Here is a 15,455-nt window from a genome sequence, read left to right as displayed (position 1 = left end):
ATTTTGAGTGCGCGGTCGGGAATGGCCCGATCCGCGACACCAGGAACCGCATCATGAAGCTGTACCACTTTCCGCTTTCGGGCCACGCGCATCGGGCTCGCCTGTTCATTTCGCTGCTGGGCATTCCGCACGAACTGGTCGACGTCGATCTCAAGTCGGGCGCGCACAAGACGCCGGAATTCCTCGCGCTCAATTCGTTCGGCCAGGTCCCGGTGCTGGACGATGACGGCGTCATCGTTTCTGATTCCAATGCGATCCTGGTCTATCTGGCCACCAAGCTCGGCCGGACCGACTGGCTGCCGACCGATGCCAAGGGCGCCGCTGCCGTGCAGCGCTGGCTGTCGGTCGCGGCCGGAGAGCTTGCCTATGGTCCCGCTGCGGCGCGGCTCGTCACGGTGTTCGGCGCGAAGCACAATCCGGACGACGTGATCGCCCGCGCGCATGTGCTGCTGAAGCGGCTCGAAGCGCATCTGGCCGATCGCGACTGGCTGGTCGGCACGCAGCCGACGATCGCCGACGTCGCGCTCTACAGCTATCTGTCGAGCGCGCCCGAAGGCAATGTCGATCTGTCGGCCTATCCCCGCGTCAACGCCTTGCTGCGCCGGATCGAGGCGCTGCCCGGCTTCGTGCCGTTCGCGAAGACTGCCGCGGGTCTCGCGGCTGCATGATCTGCCGACCGGGCGCGCCGTTCGGGTGCGCCCGTCCAACCCCGAAGGGGAGGGCCGTGAGATGAGCGACAGGCGAAGCAGGAATAGATTGGCGACCTGGCATGCCGGGGAGAAGGCGATCCAGCAGAAGGTCGGGGTTGCCGAGCGCATGGAGACCGTCGGCCAGCGCGTCGTGCGCGACTTCATGCCGGATCAGCACCGCGACTTCTACGGCCAGATTCCCTTCATCATCGTCGGCAGCGTCGATCGCGACGGCGATGCATGGGCCTCGTTGCTGGCCGGCAGGCCCGGCTTCATCGCTTCGCCGACGCCGCGCAGCCTTGAGATCGATGCGCGGCCCGACCCGAGCGATCCCGTCAGCGCGGGCATGCGTGACGGCGACGCCATAGGGCTGCTCGGAATCGAGCTGCACACCCGCCGCCGCAACCGCGCGAACGGATGGCTGCGTGCATCAAGTGGCAAGGCACTCGGCTTCGATCTCGATCAAAGCTTCGGCAATTGTTCGCAATACATCCAACTGCGCGATTTCAGCTTCGTGCGCGCGCCGGATGAGCCGTTTGCCGGCGAGATCGAAGCGAGCGCCGCACTCGATCAGGCCGCGCGCGAGATGATCAGGGCTGCCGACACCTTCTTCGTCGCCTCCTATGCCGATCGCGAAGATCGTCGCCAGGTCGACGTCTCGCATCGCGGCGGCAAGGCGGGGTTCGTCCGCCTTGCCGACGACGGCACGCTGACGATCCCGGATTTCGCCGGCAATCTGTTCTTCGCCACGCTCGGCAACATCCTCGTCAACGGCAAGGCTGGCCTCGTGTTCGTCGATTTCGCAACCGGCGACATCCTGCAGATGACGGGGGATGCCGAGGTGATCCTGGACTCGCCCGAGATCGCGGCGTTTCAGGGCGCCGAGCGGCTCTGGAGTTTTCGTGCCCGCCGCGTGGTGCGGCGGCGCGGCGCGCTGCCGCTGCGCTGGGCGTTCAGGGCCGACGGCTGGTCGCCGAATTCACTGATGACCGGCGACTGGGCGCAGGCCGCCGACCGCATCCTCGCCGCCGAGCTTGCGACGCAGTGGCGTCCGTTCAAGGTCACGCAGATCGTCGATGAGAGTGCCTCGATCCGCTCGTTTCATCTGCAACCGGCCGATGGAGCGGGATTACTGCCGCACCGCGCGGGCCAGCATCTGCCTATCCGCCTGTCGATCCCGCCGAACGACAAACGGGTCATCCGCACCTATACGCTGTCGGTCGCGCCATCTGATGGTGCGTATCGCATCAGCGTGAAGCGCGACGGCCTGGTGTCGCGGCATCTCCATGACGCGGTGCGCGTCGGCGACGTCATCGAAGCGCGCGCGCCTGATGGCGCTTTCACGATCGATGCGCGGGAGAAGCGGCCCGCAGTGCTGCTTGCCGGCGGCGTCGGCATCACGCCGCTGCTCGCGATGCTGCGGCACGTGGTCTATGAGGGCCTGCGGACCCGCGGCGTCCGGCCGACCATCCTGGTTCAGGCCGCGCATTCGACGCAGGAGCGCGCGTTCGGCGATGAGTTGCGGCAGCTTGCGGGCGCCTCCGGTGGCGCGGTGCGCATCATTCGCGTGCTCGGCAATGTCGATGGCGCCGCGGAAGGCGTCGACTACGACGCCGCGGGGCGGATCGACATGGCGCTGCTGTCGCGCGTCCTGCCGTTCAACGACTACGACTTCTATCTGTGTGGACCGCCGCAGTTCACGCAATCGCTCTACGACGGGCTGCGCAGCTACAATATCGCGGACGACAGGATTCACGCGGAAGCGTTCGGTCCGTCGTCGCTGGTGAGAAGGAGCGATGCTGCGACGGCTGCGCCACCGCGCCGGCCGGCCGCGACCGCTGCGGTTGCCGTCGCCTTCACCAATTCGCTGACGAAGGCGCGCTGGACACCGGAGTCCGGGACGCTGCTCGAACTGGCCGAGGCCCGCGGCCTCAGCCCCGAATTCTCTTGTCGGGCAGGGACCTGCGGAACCTGCCGGACAAAATTGCTGGCGGGCGATGTCACCTATCTGAAAGAGCCCACCGCAGATGTGGCCGACGACGAGGTGCTGATCTGCTGCGCCGCGCCGGCACAGCCGGAGACCGAAGGCGAAAATCGGATCCAGCTCGCGCTCTGACCGGAGGGCACCGTCTCTCCACCCGTCGTCCCGGCGAAGGCCGGGACCCATAACCACCGAACGTGATTGTTGCGCTACGCTGGGGCCGCAGCTCATTTCAACAACTCGACCCTGTGGTTATGGGTCCCGGCCTTCGCCGGGACGACGACGGTGGTGGTTCTCGCACCCCGCCTTAGTCCCGCTCAGCTCATGCTGCCCGGCATGAAGCAGCGCGGCTTCGGATGGCCGTCGAGATAATACGGCCAGACCATGGTGCGGCCGGCGTGATTTGGACCGCTCACCACGGCGTCATCGGGGACGTCGACCCATTCGCCCTCGAGGCGGACGCGGTAGTGTCCGTCCTTGGTGTCCCAATCGGCATCATCGAGATGTTTCGCATCGCTGCCGTCGCAGCAGGGGCCCTTGCCGCTGTGCAGGCTCTGATACCAGGCGTTCAGCTCCGGGTGCTGATGATCATGCGCGCGCGCCGGACCGACGACGGTCGGCAACGCAATCGCGAGGGTCAACACTGCAAGGGTCGCACGCCAACGATACTTGTTCATCTTGCATCCGTTCCGGGCGGCAATGCCCATCCTGTCGGCAGATGGTCGTGAAACGCGGCGTTTCAATTGAATGATATTCGTCATATAATCACGTTCGCGGGAGATCGTCGAACCCTGTTCAAAGCAAGGTCCGTGCCGGTCGACGATCAGGCCACGAGATCCATCACCTGGTCGATCACCGCCTTCACCCGCTTCGCATCCGGTGTCTGGTGCGCGAGCGCCATCAGTCCGGCATGCACCACCATGACGGTGTGCGCGGTGATGTCGGGGTCGAAACCCTTCCTGAACTGGGCGCGATCGGCACGCAGCCGCGCGCGCAGCAGTTCCTCGAGCCGCTTGTTGTAGCGTTCGATGCTCTTGCGCACCAAAGCCTGATCGAGCGAGCCATCGGTCGCCGAATTGATCGACAGGCAGCCCTGCTTGCCCTTCTCGCCCGAGCAATAGGGGATGAAGCCCGTGAGCCACTGCCTGATGGCATCGTGGGCCGATCCGGGCTGCGCCAGCACGCGCTCGGCCCAGCCCAGGATGCCGTCGTGGTAGCGGTCCAGCACCTTGAGAAATAGCGCGTTCTTGTCGCCGAAGGCGGCATAGAGGCTCGGCTTTGCGATGCCGCTCGCCGCCGTGATCTCGTCGAGCGAGGTCGCCTGGAAACCCTTCTGCCAGAAAATCCGGCGGGCGATTTCCAGCACGTCGTCCGGATCGAAGCTACGCGGCCGTGCCATGCGAGCCTTTTATGTACTGCCGGGTCGGATGTGAAGCCTCAACTTGCTGTGAAAGCCGTCCTGACTGTTGACGCTCTTGTAATTCGGTACTAACGAGTACAGAACAAGCGAGGGAGACGTGCCATGAAGGCGGTTCAGGTCGTTGCGTTCGGGCGTGCTGCCGAGGTCGTCAAGCTGAACGAGGTGGCGGATGTCGGTAGTCCCGGGCCCGACGAAGTCGTCGTCGCGGTCGAGGCGGCGCCGATCAGCAACTCGGATTTCATGATCATCGCCGGGCGCTACGGCTATCTGCCGCCGCTGCCGGCCACCCTCGGGATCGAGGGCGTCGGGCGTGTCGTCGCCCGAGGCGCGGAGGTGAAGCACCTGAAGGAAGGCGACCGGACGCTGATCCCGCTGATGCTTCCGACCTGGACCGAGCGCGTCAGGTTCAAGTCGGCCTGGCAGCGACCGCTGCCTGACAATGCAGATGTCCAGCAGCTGTCGATGGTGGGTGTCAATCCGGCGACCGCCTATCTGCTGCTGACCGATTTCGTGAAAATCCCGCGCGACGGCTGGGTGATCCAGAACGGCGCCAATTCGGCAACGGCGCGCGCGGTGATCGCGATCGCCAAATCGCTCGGCATCAAGACGGTCAATGTCGTCAGGCGCGAGGAGGTCGTGGCGGAGGTCAGGGCGCTGGGCGCCGACATCGTGCTGGTCGACGGGCCTGATCTCGCCAAGCGCGTCGCCAGCGAAACCGGCAAGGCGCCGATCCGCCTCGCGCTCGACGTCGTCGGCGGTACGTCGACGCTGAACCTGATGAATTGCCTTGCGCCGAACGGTGTCGTCGTCATCTACAGCGGCATGAGCGGACAGCCGTTCGCCGGTTCACCGCTGAGCGTGATCTTCAACGAGGTCTCGGTGCGCGGTTTCTGGCTCGGCCATTGGTACAAGACCGCGAGCGACGCGGCGATGGCCGCCATGTACGACCATCTGGTCCCGATGGTCGCATCGGGCGCGATCAGCGCGCCGGTCGTGGCGAGCTACGGCCTAGAAGGTTTCGCGGACGCGATCGCCGAGGCCGCGGCATTCAAGGGCAAGGTGATCTTCACGCCGAATTGAGCCGCGTCGCGATCAGGTCCGGCGCGCGGACCGGATCGTCGTCACCTTCGATGGCTTGGCGCTTCCCGCGCGCTTGGCGCCGTGGTGGTGAGCGCGCTTCTTCACATCGAGTCCCGCATACGTCCTGGTCCCGGTCCCGCGGCGAGAGATGTATTCCCCGCCGTCGATCGGAGCCAGATGCGCCGGATCCCTGCCGAGATAGGGGCGTCCGACTCCGAACTCCTTGCCGTGGGCATCGAGCCATTTCCAGAGTTTCAACGAGGCGGCAAATCGCGCGTCGCGCGTTGCGCCACTGACGCTCACCACGTCGGCCGCGAGGCCATGCCGATAGCCGCCGCGCAGGCTACCGCCATGGAAGGACCGGTTGCTCGCCGCCGCGAGGCCGCTTGCGATCGACTGGCGGTAGTCATCGCGGAACGCGCTGGTGATGCCCGGTGACAGGCCGGCGCGCTCCGCCGCGAGAAGCGCGCGAAACAGCTTCAGCTTGAAGCTGCGATCCACGCCGCCGATCACATAGTCCGGCATCGACATGCCGGCGCGTGCGGCGGCCTTCGGGTCCTTCCACGTGAAATCGTCGTCGACGAGCTTGGTGAAGGTCCGCATCACGGTCACGGTCTTGCGCTTCTTCTTGATGGTCACCTGCCGCCGTTCCGGCACGCGGATGGTGTCCTCCTTGGGCGCGCGCTGATAGAGCGCCCACAGATAACGGTCTACACAGGCGTCCACGACCCAGCACTCGTCGAGAATCTCGACGGACTCCAGCGCCGACGCGGCGCCCGGCGGCGCAGCATCCGGCGGGCTCGCCGCCGGCTCCTGGACCGGCATCGGGTCGACCGGCATTTGTGCCGGCTTGCCGAGGGCAGGACCAAGTGCGGCCTCGACGATCGCTTCGGCCTTTTCCGCGGTCGCCGTGACGGTGGTCGCCGCCGGCGCCGGGCCGGGCGCATCCGCCGGTTCGGCCTGAATGGTGACGGCGCTGTCGATCGGGGTTGCTGGTGGTGCAGGCACCGTGTCGGCGACGACAGCGGGCGCGGGGTTGTCGATAACCGGCAGACCACCCAGCTCGCCGCCAACCGAATCGGATGCGAGCAACGTCACGATGCAAATCGGGAGAGCCATCGTTCGGCACAACGCCGCCGCTCCCCTTTGCCGCGCATTCATCATCCCAGCCTCCAAGGGCTCCCCCCGGAGCCCGACTGCACAGCCAAGCATGCGACACCGCCGATTGTCGGTTCACGATGTGGACGGACAAGGGCGGAAAATGCGGATCTTCCCATGTTTCCCCAACATGTTGCCTTGATGCAACGGGCGGCCGCAAGGCCGATCCGCACAGGCGCCGGCAAGGGCGGGCATTTGCACGGGCCCTCTGCCGAGGCCGTTCTCGCCGGCGGGGCATCCTCGTCGTTGCATCTTGAGGACGGACCAGTCTATCGCTACCAGTGCGTTTGAAATGCGGGCCCCCGCACGACCGCGGTGGAGACCGGGTCGGCTTCGCGGGCTGGCCCGGCGATGTGCCAAACGGGAGAAGGACGTTTCTCATGGCAAACACGACGGCGGAGCTCGAAGCGCTCCTGATGCAGCGGTCGCTGACCGATCCGCAGCTTCTGGCTGCGGCGGATGCGGCTGCGGACTTCCGGATCCTGCCTGATGCCACCGTGATCAAGATCGGCGGCCAGAGCGTCATCGACCGCGGCCGCGCCGCCGTCTATCCGCTGGTCGACGAGATCGTCGCGGCCCGCAAGGCGCACAAGCTGTTGATCGGGACCGGCGCGGGCACCCGCGCCCGGCACCTCTATTCGATCGCGGCCGGGCTTCGCCTGCCGGCCGGCGTGCTCTCGCAGCTCGGCGCCTCGGTCGCCGACCAGAACGCCGCGATGCTCGGGCAGTTGCTGGCGCGGCACGGCATCTCCGCGGTCAGCAGTGCCGGCCTGTCGGCCGTGCCGCTGTTCCTCGCCGAGGTCAACGCCGTCATCTTCGGCGGCATGCCGCCTTACGGGCTCTGGATGCGGCCCGCACCCGAGGGCATGATCCCGCCCTACCGCACCGACGCCGGATGTTTCCTGGTCGCCGAGCAGTTCGGCTGCAAGGCGATGATCTATGTGAAGGACGAGAACGGCCTCTACACCGCCAATCCCAAGACCTCGAAGAGTGCCACCTTCATCCCGAAGATCTCGGTGGCCGAGATGAAGGCGAAGGGATTGCAGGATTCGATCCTGGAATTCCCGGTGCTCGATCTGCTCGCCACCGCGCGCCATGTCCGCCAGGTGCAGGTCGTCAACGGCCTCGTCCCCGGCAACCTCACCCGCGCGCTCGCGGGCGAGCATGTCGGCACCATCATCACCGCGAGCTGAAGAGAACACCGCCATGGCTGACACCATCAAGCACGTCGCTTCGCCGCTCGCGCGCCAGACCCTGCTCGACAGCGATCTCACCCGTCCCGTCGCCGGCGGGCTCCCGATCCGTCTGCTGCCCTGGCTGCAGGTGGTGAAGATCGGCGGCCGCTCCATCATGGATCGCGGTCATGAGGCGATCCTGCCGATCGTCGACGAGCTGCGCGCGCTGTTGCCCGAGCATCGCCTCTTGATCCTGACCGGCGCCGGCATCCGCGCCCGCCACCTCTACGGCGTCGGGCTCGACCTCGGCCTGCCGGTCGGCTCGCTCGCGCCGCTCGCCGCCAGCGAAGCCGGCCAGAACGGCCACATCCTCGGCTGCCTGCTGGCGCCGGACGGCGTCTCCTATATCGAGCATCCGACGATCGCGAGCCAGCTCGCCATCCACCTCGAGGCCACGCGCGCGGTGGTGGGCAGCGGCTTTCCGCCCTATCACCATCACGAGTTCCCGGGCTCGCGCATCCCGCTGCACCGTGCCGACACCGGCGCGTTCCTGCTGGCTGATGCCCTCGGCGCGGCCGGCCTCACGATCGTCGAGGACGTCGACGGCGTGTTCACCGCCGATCCGAACGGTCCCGACGGCAAGCAGGCGCAGCTCTTGCGCGAGACCAGCGCCGCCGAGCTCGCCAAGCAGAAGGGCACGCTGCCGTTCGATCCGACGCTGCTCGAGGTGATGGCGAACGCGCGGCATCTCGCGCGCGTGCAGGTCGTGAACGGGCTGGTGCCCGGCCGCCTCACCGCGGCGCTGCGCGGCGAGCATGTCGGCTCGATCATTCACACCGGCGCCCGCGCGGCCTAGCCTATTCCGCTACACCTCTCCTCGCGTGCGGGGAGAGGCACAGGCCCCTTTGGCGGCCGTTTTCAAGAACGCCGAAGCGAAGCTTCGGCGAAGCCTCTACTTGATCGTCGCGCGTACCGTGATGACCGAGGTGCCGGACGCCTTCGGTCCTTGGCCGGTTGCCTTGATGGCAAAGCTATCGCTTCCCTTGTACTTGGCCTTTGCCCTGTACTCGTAGGTCGAGGCGTCGATCTTCTTCAGCTTGCCATAGGCCGGCTTTTGCGCGATCGCCGAGGTCGTCACCGTGCCGCGGATCTGGATCGGGATCTGGCAGCTTTCGCCTGACGCGATGTCGATATCGCCGCTCGAGTTCTCGCCCCAATCCGCCAGCGTCACCGACATCGAGCATTGCGGCGCGGCCGGCGCCGCAGACGCCGGCATGACGCCAAAAGCCGTAGCGGAAAGTGCCAAAGCGATAGACATGAATAGTCGCGTCGTCCCGATATTCGTTCTCATGCAAGGCCCACTTCAAAGGTTACTCCGCGCCGGAATCCTGCAACGCCGGCGCATGGCAGGCAAGGATTTCGGCCAATGTGCCGGCCATTCTCCGACCCGCGGCGCGTGGTATCATCAGTGAATTGCAGTTCAGCCAAAGTCAGATCAGCATTTTCAACGGTTATCGGATGGCCAGGCGGGGGAACAAAGCCGACTCGCGACCGCGAAAGCGGCGCACGGGTGCCGCCGGATCGGCCCTCGACGGCTTGCAGGGCCGCGAGCAGGACATCGCCCTGATCGATGGATTGATCGAACGGATCGATCGGGGCGGATCGACCCTCGTGATCTCGGGCGAACCGGGGATCGGTAAATCCGCGTTGCTGGACGTGGCACGGCACCATGCCATCGAGCGCGGCTTCCTGGTGCTGAGCATGACCGGCGTACTCGCTGAAGTGCATCTGCCTTACGCCGCCCTCGAGCAGGCGCTGCGCCCGCTGATGAAGCAGGCGGCGGGCCTCGCTCCCAGGCAGCGATCCGCGTTGCTGGCGGCTTTCGGCATGCACGACGACACCGGTGCGCCCGACATCTACCTGGTGGCGCTCGCGATGCTCAATCTCCTGGCCGAGAGCGCGATGCGCAAGCCGATCCTTCTGGTTGCCGACGATGCCCAGTGGCTGGACCAGGCGACTTACGAGGTGCTTGCCTTCGTCTCGCGCAGGCTGGGTTCCGACCCGATCATTCTCCTGGTGGCGATGCGCGACGGCTTCGATCGTTTCGTCGACGATGCGTCCATCCTGCGGCACCGGCTTTCAGGGCTCGACGACAGCAACGCCGAACGCCTGCTGGACGTCCATGCACCGGAGCTTCCGGCGGATGTGCGGAGCCGCTTCATCAAGGAGGCCACCGGCAATCCGCTCGCGCTTGTCGAGCTGCCGCGCGGCGAGCGGGCGGCGGACGCGCGCGATACGCCGTGGCTTCCTCTGACCGAGCGCCTGGAGCGCGCCTTCTCCAATCGCTTGCCCGATCTTCCCGACAAGACCCGCACCCTGCTGTTCGTGGCCGCGGAAGACGACGGAACATCGCTCCATGAAATCCTGCATGCAGGCGAAGCGGTGCTTGGTGAGCAGGTCGGCCTCGATGACCTGACGCCGGCGATCGCCGTGAAGCTGATCGAGATTGACGGCACCGAAGTACGGTTTCGGCATCCGCTGGTCCGATCCGCAATGCATCAGGCCGCCGACCTCGCGATGCGCCAGCGGATTCACGCGGCGCTCGCAGCCATCATCACCGATCAGCTCGACCGCCAACTCTGGCACCGGGCCGCGGCGACCATCGGACCGGATGAAGACCTCGCTAGCGAATACGACCGCATGGCGATGCGCGCGCTGCGACGTGGCGCGGTCGCCATGGCGATCGAGGTCATCGAAAACGCCGCGCGGCTGAGCGGCACGGCCATGGCGAGGCGGGATCGGCTGTTGTGGGCCGCCGAACTTGCCGCCGATCTGGGCCAGCCGGATTTGCTCGAGCATCTGCTGCGCCAGGTCGACATCGACGAATTGGATGCCCTCGTCCCGATGCGCATCGGCTGGTGTCGCGAGATCAGCCAGCCGCCGACGATCGATGATCCCGCACGAGTCCCCGCGCTGCTTGGCTTTGCCGCGCAGGCTCGTGCGGCGGGCGACAAGGATCTGGCGGGCAACTTCCTTTGGCGCGCCGCGCAGCGCTGCTGGTGGACCAATGCAAGCAACGAGCTCCGCGGCAGGGTCCTGGTTGCCGCCAACCATCTGGAAATGGCAGCGACGGACCCGCGCCTGTTCGCAATCCACGCCTATGTCGAGCCATTGCGGCGCGGGCACGATGTGCGCAGCAAGCTCCGGGAGCTTTTTGAAGCCGGCGTCACCGATCCTGCCGTTGCCCGAATCCTTGGAACCACCGCCAATTGCATCGGGGCGTTCGACCTCAGCGTAGGCTTTCTTGCCGAGTCGAATGCCGCGCTGCGTGCGCAAGGGCGGCTCGGCGACTTGCCGCGTGGGCTCTTCACCCAAGGCTGGGCTGAAATGGAAATCGGCGACTGGACCGGCGCAATGCGCGAGGCCGAGGAGGCCATCCGTTTCGGCGAAGAGACCAAAGCGACCCTGTGGATCGCCGGTGCGACGATCCTGAAAGCCCGGCTGGCGGGGTTGCAAGGCGATCTGGAGCAATCCGAAGCGTGCTCGGCTCAGGCCGAGCGACTGCTGCTGTCGATCGGCGCCGGTTTCCTGCGCGTCTATTTGCAGATCGCACGAGGGACGACCGCGATCGGCGCAGGCCGCTATGAGCAGGCCTATGGATATCTGCGGCGTCTGTTCGCTCCAACCGATCCCGCCTTCGACTCCGGCATCGAGTTCTTCGGGCTGGCTGATTTCATCGAGGCCGCGGTTTTTTCCGGCAACGCTGCGGCGGCACACAGCGTGATCGAAGAGGTCGAGCGCGTCGCGGCTCCGACGCCGGTGCCGTGGGTCGAGACGATGCTGCACTATGGCAAGGCCCTGCTGGCGGCGCCCGATGCTGCCGAGCGGTTCTTCCTGCAGGGCCTTGGACCTGCGGCGGAGAAGTGGCCGTTCCTGCGCGCGCGTATTCTGCTTGCCTATGGCGGCTGGCTGCGCCGGCAGCGCAGGCCTGCCGATTCCAGAACTCCATTGCGTGAGGCCCGCGATGCTTTCGATGCGCTCGGCGCCGCGCCGTGGGGCGATCGCGCGCGCGAGGAGTTGCGCGCGTCGGGTGAAGTCAGCCGCCGGCGCACGGAGCGCGCCTGGGAGACGCTGACGCCGCAGGAGCTCCAGGTCGCCCAGCTTGCCACCGAGGGCTTGTCGAACAAGGAGATCGGCGCCCGGCTGTATCTGTCCCACAGAACCGTCGGCTACCATCTGCACCGGGTGTTCTCGAAATTGGGCATCACGTCTCGGTCCGGATTGCGGCCGATCGTTGCCGGCGCGGCCCCATCGCAGGGCTGACCGGATCTGTCATCGACTGGTCATTTGACAGATGACGCCGCTCCTCGCCGGCGGCTACTGCGTCGATGCGTGCAACACACCCGCAGAGATCAACCAATGAAACGCGTCTGCTCACTCGCCACTCTCAGCCTCGGAGCGATCCTGATGACCCAATCCGTCCATGCGGCCCCGGACGCCGCCAGCGATCCTCGGATCGATCCGCAGGTCCGCTCGTTCCTGGCCAGGATCAACAAGGACTCCAGTCCGTTCTGGGAGCTGCCCCAGCCCAAGCCGCAGCAGATCCTCACCGAGCTGCAGCGCCAGACGGAGGTCGACATGTCCGGCGTCACGACGACCGAGCAGACCATCAATCAGGATGGCCGGTCGGTGAAGCTGTACATCATGAAGCCGACCCGGATCAGCGGCACGCCGGGCGTCTTGCTGTTCATCCACGGCGGCGTCTGGATCGTCGGCAATTTCGAGAACCACCAGCGGCTGCTGCGCGATCTCGTCGTCGGCTCGGGGCAGATCGGCGTCTTCGTCGAATACACGTCGCTGCCCGAGGCGAAATTTCCCACCCAGCTCGAGCAATGCTACGCGACGCTGCAATGGGTCGCTCAGCATGCCCAGGAATTCGGCGCCGACGGCAACCGGATCGCCATTGCCGGCAATTCGGTCGGCGGCAACATGGCGGCCGCGCTCGCCTTGATGAGCAAGGACAGGGGTGGACCCAAGATCAGCTACCAGGTGCTGCTGATTCCGGCGACCGACGCCAGCGTCGATACCGCTTCCTATCGCGACTACGGGACCGGCCGTTTCCTGGCGCGGGCCTTCATGAAATATGGCTGGGATCTCTACGCGCCCGACGCCAAGACCCGGGACAATCCCTATGTGTCGCCGCTGCGTGCCACGACGGAGCAGCTCAAGGGCCTGCCGCCGGCGCTCGTCATCACCGCAGAGAACGATCCGCTGCGCGACGAGGGCGAGGCCTATGCGCGAAAACTGAAGGCTGCCGGCGTGACGGTCGCCGCGGTCCGCTATAACGGCACGATCCATGACTTCGTGCTGCTGAACGCGATCCGCAACGTCCCCTCGACCGAGGCCGCCATCGGCCAGATCAACGACGGCCTGCGGCAACATCTCGAGCCGGCAACGCACTAGCAATGCGAAGAGGGGCGGGCGCAAGCGCGCCCCTCTTCGAAATGTTGCACGATATCCACCCGAGGCCCGGCCACCTTGTTGCTTGAATGAGACCTCACCATAGTGACGCCACCGCGATCGGACTCGCGTGGCAAGGAAGAGGTTCCAATGACTGAGAGCAACGGCGATCACGCACACGCGCAACAGACCGGCTTCGCGGGTGTCATGCGCAGGACCCTCGAGCGTCTTGCATTGCCGGGCGATGATCGGGAGCTTGTCGTAGCCGAAGTGACGTATCCGCCCGGCGGCGTCGCACCGCTGCACCGGCATCCGGTCGGCGGGATCATCTACATCGTCGAAGGCACGGCCGAGTCCGCCTATGGCAGCGAGGCGCCGCGCCGGTATCGGGCAGGCGAGACCTTGCAGGACCGCGCCGATCTTCCGCACACGCTGTTCCGCAATTGCGATCCGGACCGGCCGCTGCGCTTTCTGACGATCTACGCGCTCGAGCCCGGGCGGTCCTACACGATGGAGTCGTGAGGCGCGGTGCCGGCGCCTACTCCTTCTTTGCCGTAAGCCCGTCGATCATCGCGCGCGTCAGGGTCGCGATCTCGTTGCGCAGCGCGCCGATCGGCACTGCGATCAGCTTCTGCTCCAGCCCGAGCGCGACCATGCCGTGCACCGCCGAGAACAGGCTGCGCGCTGTGACGCCGAGCTGTGTCGGCGAGCGCTGCGGGAACAGCGCGGCGAGCGGCTTGTAGATGTGGCGGAACAATTCCATCTGCTCGGTGATGGCCCAGTCCGGCACCGGCTTGCCCGGCTGCATGCGATGCTCGAACAGCGCGCGCCACAGTTCGAGATTGTCGGCGGCGAAGTCGCAATATGCGACCGCGATCCGCACCAGCATCTCGCGCGGCGCGGCCGCGCCGCCGATCTCGGCCAGCGACAGCGAGGCGTCGAGCCGTGCCAGCGTGCGTGAGCCGACCCGCAGGATCAGCTCGTCGACATCCTCGACCAGATTGTAGACGCCGCCATTGGCAACGCCGATTTCCTGGGCCAATTCACGCGTTTTCAGGCCGCCAAGACCTTTTGTCGCAATCGCGCGTTCCGCCGCCTCGATCAGCGCTTCCCGCAGTTTTGCACGTCTTTCCAATGCTTTGGACATCTTTTACCTGCCGTTAACCATCATCGTGAGCGTTGCTCAAATAATACTTGAGCATCGCTCATAATCTGGTACAAAGGATTCATGAGCGATGCTCATAGCAGGGAGAGACCAAATGTTCAAAACTGTTTTGACGCTTTTCCGAGGCAGCGTGGCTGCGGCGGGGGAGGAACTGGAAGACCGCACCGCGCTGGTCATCCTCGACCAGCAGATGCGCGATGCGGCCGCGGCCGTCGACCGTTCGAAGCGGACCTTGGCGCTCGCGATCGCCAGCGACCAGCAGGAGGGCCGCCGGCTCGAGACCACCTGTGCCCGGATCGCCGATCTCGAGATCCGCGCCACCGCGGCGATCGAGGGCGGCCGCGAAGACCTCGCCCGCGAAGCAGCCCAAGCGATCGCCAATCTCGAAGCCGAACGCGATGCCGCGATGACCGCGCGCACCCTGTTCGCTTCGGAGATCACGCGGCTGAAGCGCCATGTCGCGAGTGCCGAGGCACGGATTGCCGAGCTCGATCGCGGCCGCCGGCTGGCCCGCGCGTCGGAAGCGGTGCGCTCGCTGCGCAAGAGCGGCATCGAAGCGGCGCGGCCGTACGAGTCGACGCTGCCGGAAGCGGAAGCCACGCTGAAGCGGCTGCGCGACCGGCAGATGGAAGCCCAGGCCGCCGACGAGGCGCTGATCGAGATCGACGCCGCGTCGGGTCCGCTCGCCACCGCCGAGAAGCTTGCCGAGCAGGGTTTTGGCCCGCGCATGAAATCCACCGCCGACGACGTGCTGGCGCGGCTGAAAGCCAAGCGCCCGCCCGCTGCCTGAACCTTCAAGCCTCAAACCGAACCATTGTCATCAAATCTCGTATCATCAAGGAGAGTACCATGAACCAGACCATCCAACCCCACAGCGGCTCCTGGGTCACCTTCACCTACGCGTCGTTCGCAGCCTCCGCCTTCCTCGTCGGCATCGGCGTGTTCTTCCTGCCGATCGATCTCTGGATGAAGGGCTACCTCACGATGGGCATCGTGATGCTGGTGCAGACCTGCGTCACCCTCACCAAGACCGTCCGCGACAACCACGAGAGCAGCAAGTTCGTGAACCGCATCGAGGACGCCAAGGCCGAGCGCCTGCTGATGGAAGTGTCCAAGGCGGCGTAAGCCGGGAAGACGAGAAGCGGCGGGTGTGCGTCACCCGCCGCTTTCGCCGTGAAGGGTGAGATGCAATGACGGCTTGGACGGTGCCGCATACTCGGTGTCGTCCCGGCGCAGGCCGGGACCCATAACCACAGGGTCGTGTTGTTGAAGCAAGCTGTGGCCCCGGCATTGCGAAACAACCAGCTTCCGTGGTTATGGGTCCCGG

General features: G+C 66.1%; 15 protein-coding genes. 10 read left to right on the top strand and 5 right to left on the bottom strand.

Going from position 1 to position 15,455, the window contains the following annotated elements; genetic code table 11:
• Positions 1-53 precede the first annotated feature (53 nt).
• A complete protein-coding gene (locus JQ633_RS27055; protein ID WP_211988144.1) occupies positions 54-668 on the top strand; it encodes a glutathione S-transferase family protein in 615 nt (204 codons plus the stop codon).
• A 61-nt stretch (positions 669-729) separates the two neighbouring features.
• Entirely contained in the window at positions 730-2,805 is a 2,076-nt protein-coding gene (locus JQ633_RS27050; protein WP_211988143.1) for a pyridoxamine 5'-phosphate oxidase family protein, read from the top strand.
• Between the two features lie 182 nt (positions 2,806-2,987).
• Here the strand turns inward: JQ633_RS27050 and JQ633_RS27045 are convergent, their stop codons facing one another.
• On the bottom strand, positions 2,988-3,347 hold the full coding sequence (locus tag JQ633_RS27045) for a hypothetical protein (RefSeq protein ID WP_211988142.1): 360 nt from the start codon (positions 3,345-3,347) through the stop codon (positions 2,988-2,990).
• Between the two features lie 146 nt (positions 3,348-3,493).
• Positions 3,494-4,069: a TetR/AcrR family transcriptional regulator gene (locus tag JQ633_RS27040; protein WP_211988141.1), complete on the bottom strand. Its 576-nt coding sequence runs from the start codon at positions 4,067-4,069 to the stop codon at positions 3,494-3,496.
• A 123-nt stretch (positions 4,070-4,192) separates the two neighbouring features.
• On the opposite strand from JQ633_RS27040, the gene JQ633_RS27035 reads away from it, so the two are divergent.
• Positions 4,193-5,170, top strand: a complete 978-nt coding sequence (locus JQ633_RS27035; protein WP_211988140.1) for a zinc-dependent alcohol dehydrogenase family protein — start codon at positions 4,193-4,195, stop codon at positions 5,168-5,170.
• 12 nt (positions 5,171-5,182) lie between these two features.
• Here JQ633_RS27035 and JQ633_RS35255 read toward each other — a convergent pair whose 3' ends face one another.
• Positions 5,183-6,382 carry a D-alanyl-D-alanine carboxypeptidase family protein gene (locus JQ633_RS35255; RefSeq protein ID WP_249159672.1) on the bottom strand — a complete coding sequence of 400 codons (1,200 nt, stop codon included), beginning with the start codon at positions 6,380-6,382 and terminating at the stop codon, positions 5,183-5,185.
• Between the two features lie 326 nt (positions 6,383-6,708).
• Here JQ633_RS35255 and JQ633_RS27025 point away from each other — a divergent pair, with 326 nt between their 5' ends.
• A complete protein-coding gene (locus tag JQ633_RS27025; RefSeq protein WP_211988139.1) occupies positions 6,709-7,521 on the top strand; it encodes a uridine kinase in 813 nt (270 codons plus the stop codon).
• Between the two features lie 13 nt (positions 7,522-7,534).
• Positions 7,535-8,359: a molybdenum storage protein subunit alpha gene (locus tag JQ633_RS27020; RefSeq protein WP_211988138.1), complete on the top strand. Its 825-nt coding sequence runs from the start codon at positions 7,535-7,537 to the stop codon at positions 8,357-8,359.
• 96 nt (positions 8,360-8,455) lie between these two features.
• On the opposite strand, the gene JQ633_RS27015 is transcribed toward JQ633_RS27020, so the two are convergent.
• Positions 8,456-8,779, bottom strand: a complete 324-nt coding sequence (locus JQ633_RS27015; protein ID WP_249159671.1) for a hypothetical protein — start codon at positions 8,777-8,779, stop codon at positions 8,456-8,458.
• A 152-nt stretch (positions 8,780-8,931) separates the two neighbouring features.
• Between JQ633_RS27015 and JQ633_RS27010 the strand changes: the two genes are divergently transcribed.
• The 3 genes from JQ633_RS27010 to JQ633_RS27000 all read left to right on the top strand — a co-directional run bounded on the left by JQ633_RS27010 (position 8,932) and on the right by JQ633_RS27000 (position 13,485).
• Positions 8,932-11,826 (top strand): ATP-binding protein, encoded by a 2,895-nt coding sequence (locus JQ633_RS27010; RefSeq protein WP_349631618.1) that lies wholly within the window; start codon positions 8,932-8,934, stop codon positions 11,824-11,826.
• Between the two features lie 144 nt (positions 11,827-11,970).
• Entirely contained in the window at positions 11,971-12,966 is a 996-nt protein-coding gene (locus tag JQ633_RS27005; protein WP_249159670.1) for an alpha/beta hydrolase, read from the top strand.
• 147 nt (positions 12,967-13,113) lie between these two features.
• On the top strand, positions 13,114-13,485 hold the full coding sequence (locus JQ633_RS27000; RefSeq protein ID WP_211988136.1) for a cupin domain-containing protein: 372 nt from the start codon (positions 13,114-13,116) through the stop codon (positions 13,483-13,485).
• A gap of 16 nt (positions 13,486-13,501) precedes the next feature.
• On the opposite strand, the gene JQ633_RS26995 is transcribed toward JQ633_RS27000, so the two are convergent.
• A complete protein-coding gene (locus JQ633_RS26995; protein ID WP_211988135.1) occupies positions 13,502-14,110 on the bottom strand; it encodes a TetR/AcrR family transcriptional regulator in 609 nt (202 codons plus the stop codon).
• Positions 14,111-14,222: 112 nt separating this feature from the next.
• On the opposite strand from JQ633_RS26995, the gene JQ633_RS26990 reads away from it, so the two are divergent.
• Positions 14,223-14,918, top strand: a complete 696-nt coding sequence (locus JQ633_RS26990; RefSeq protein WP_211988134.1) for a PspA/IM30 family protein — start codon at positions 14,223-14,225, stop codon at positions 14,916-14,918.
• A gap of 59 nt (positions 14,919-14,977) precedes the next feature.
• Positions 14,978-15,253, top strand: a complete 276-nt coding sequence (locus JQ633_RS26985) for a YiaA/YiaB family inner membrane protein (RefSeq protein WP_211988133.1) — start codon at positions 14,978-14,980, stop codon at positions 15,251-15,253.
• Positions 15,254-15,455: the final 202 nt, after the last annotated feature.

This window comes from Bradyrhizobium tropiciagri (genome assembly GCF_018130505.1).
GTDB lineage: Bacteria > Pseudomonadota > Alphaproteobacteria > Rhizobiales > Xanthobacteraceae > Bradyrhizobium > Bradyrhizobium tropiciagri_B.
The sequence above is the reverse complement of the archived record's forward strand: the minus strand, read 5'-3'. Positions and strand labels throughout refer to the sequence as shown.

Bases quoted from the DNA above. Each gene is read 5' to 3' on its own strand.
- JQ633_RS35255 (WP_249159672.1), bottom strand. From the start codon at position 6,382: ATGCTTGGCTGTGCAGTCGGGCTCCGGGGGGAGCCCTTGGAGGCTGGG.
- JQ633_RS27025 (WP_211988139.1), top strand. From the start codon at position 6,709: ATGGCAAACACGACGGCGGAGCTCGAAGCGCTCCTGATGCAGCGGTCG.
- JQ633_RS27045 (WP_211988142.1), bottom strand. From the start codon at position 3,347: ATGAACAAGTATCGTTGGCGTGCGACCCTTGCAGTGTTGACCCTCGCG.
- JQ633_RS27005 (WP_249159670.1), top strand. From the start codon at position 11,971: ATGACCCAATCCGTCCATGCGGCCCCGGACGCCGCCAGCGATCCTCGG.
- JQ633_RS27015 (WP_249159671.1), bottom strand. From the start codon at position 8,779: ATGCCGGCGTCTGCGGCGCCGGCCGCGCCGCAATGCTCGATGTCGGTG.
- JQ633_RS27020 (WP_211988138.1), top strand. From the start codon at position 7,535: ATGGCTGACACCATCAAGCACGTCGCTTCGCCGCTCGCGCGCCAGACC.
- JQ633_RS27000 (WP_211988136.1), top strand. From the start codon at position 13,114: ATGACTGAGAGCAACGGCGATCACGCACACGCGCAACAGACCGGCTTC.
- JQ633_RS27055 (WP_211988144.1), top strand. From the start codon at position 54: ATGAAGCTGTACCACTTTCCGCTTTCGGGCCACGCGCATCGGGCTCGC.
- JQ633_RS27040 (WP_211988141.1), bottom strand. From the start codon at position 4,069: ATGGCACGGCCGCGTAGCTTCGATCCGGACGACGTGCTGGAAATCGCC.
- JQ633_RS26985 (WP_211988133.1), top strand. From the start codon at position 14,978: ATGAACCAGACCATCCAACCCCACAGCGGCTCCTGGGTCACCTTCACC.
- JQ633_RS26990 (WP_211988134.1), top strand. From the start codon at position 14,223: ATGTTCAAAACTGTTTTGACGCTTTTCCGAGGCAGCGTGGCTGCGGCG.
- JQ633_RS26995 (WP_211988135.1), bottom strand. From the start codon at position 14,110: ATGTCCAAAGCATTGGAAAGACGTGCAAAACTGCGGGAAGCGCTGATC.
- JQ633_RS27050 (WP_211988143.1), top strand. From the start codon at position 730: ATGAGCGACAGGCGAAGCAGGAATAGATTGGCGACCTGGCATGCCGGG.
- JQ633_RS27035 (WP_211988140.1), top strand. From the start codon at position 4,193: ATGAAGGCGGTTCAGGTCGTTGCGTTCGGGCGTGCTGCCGAGGTCGTC.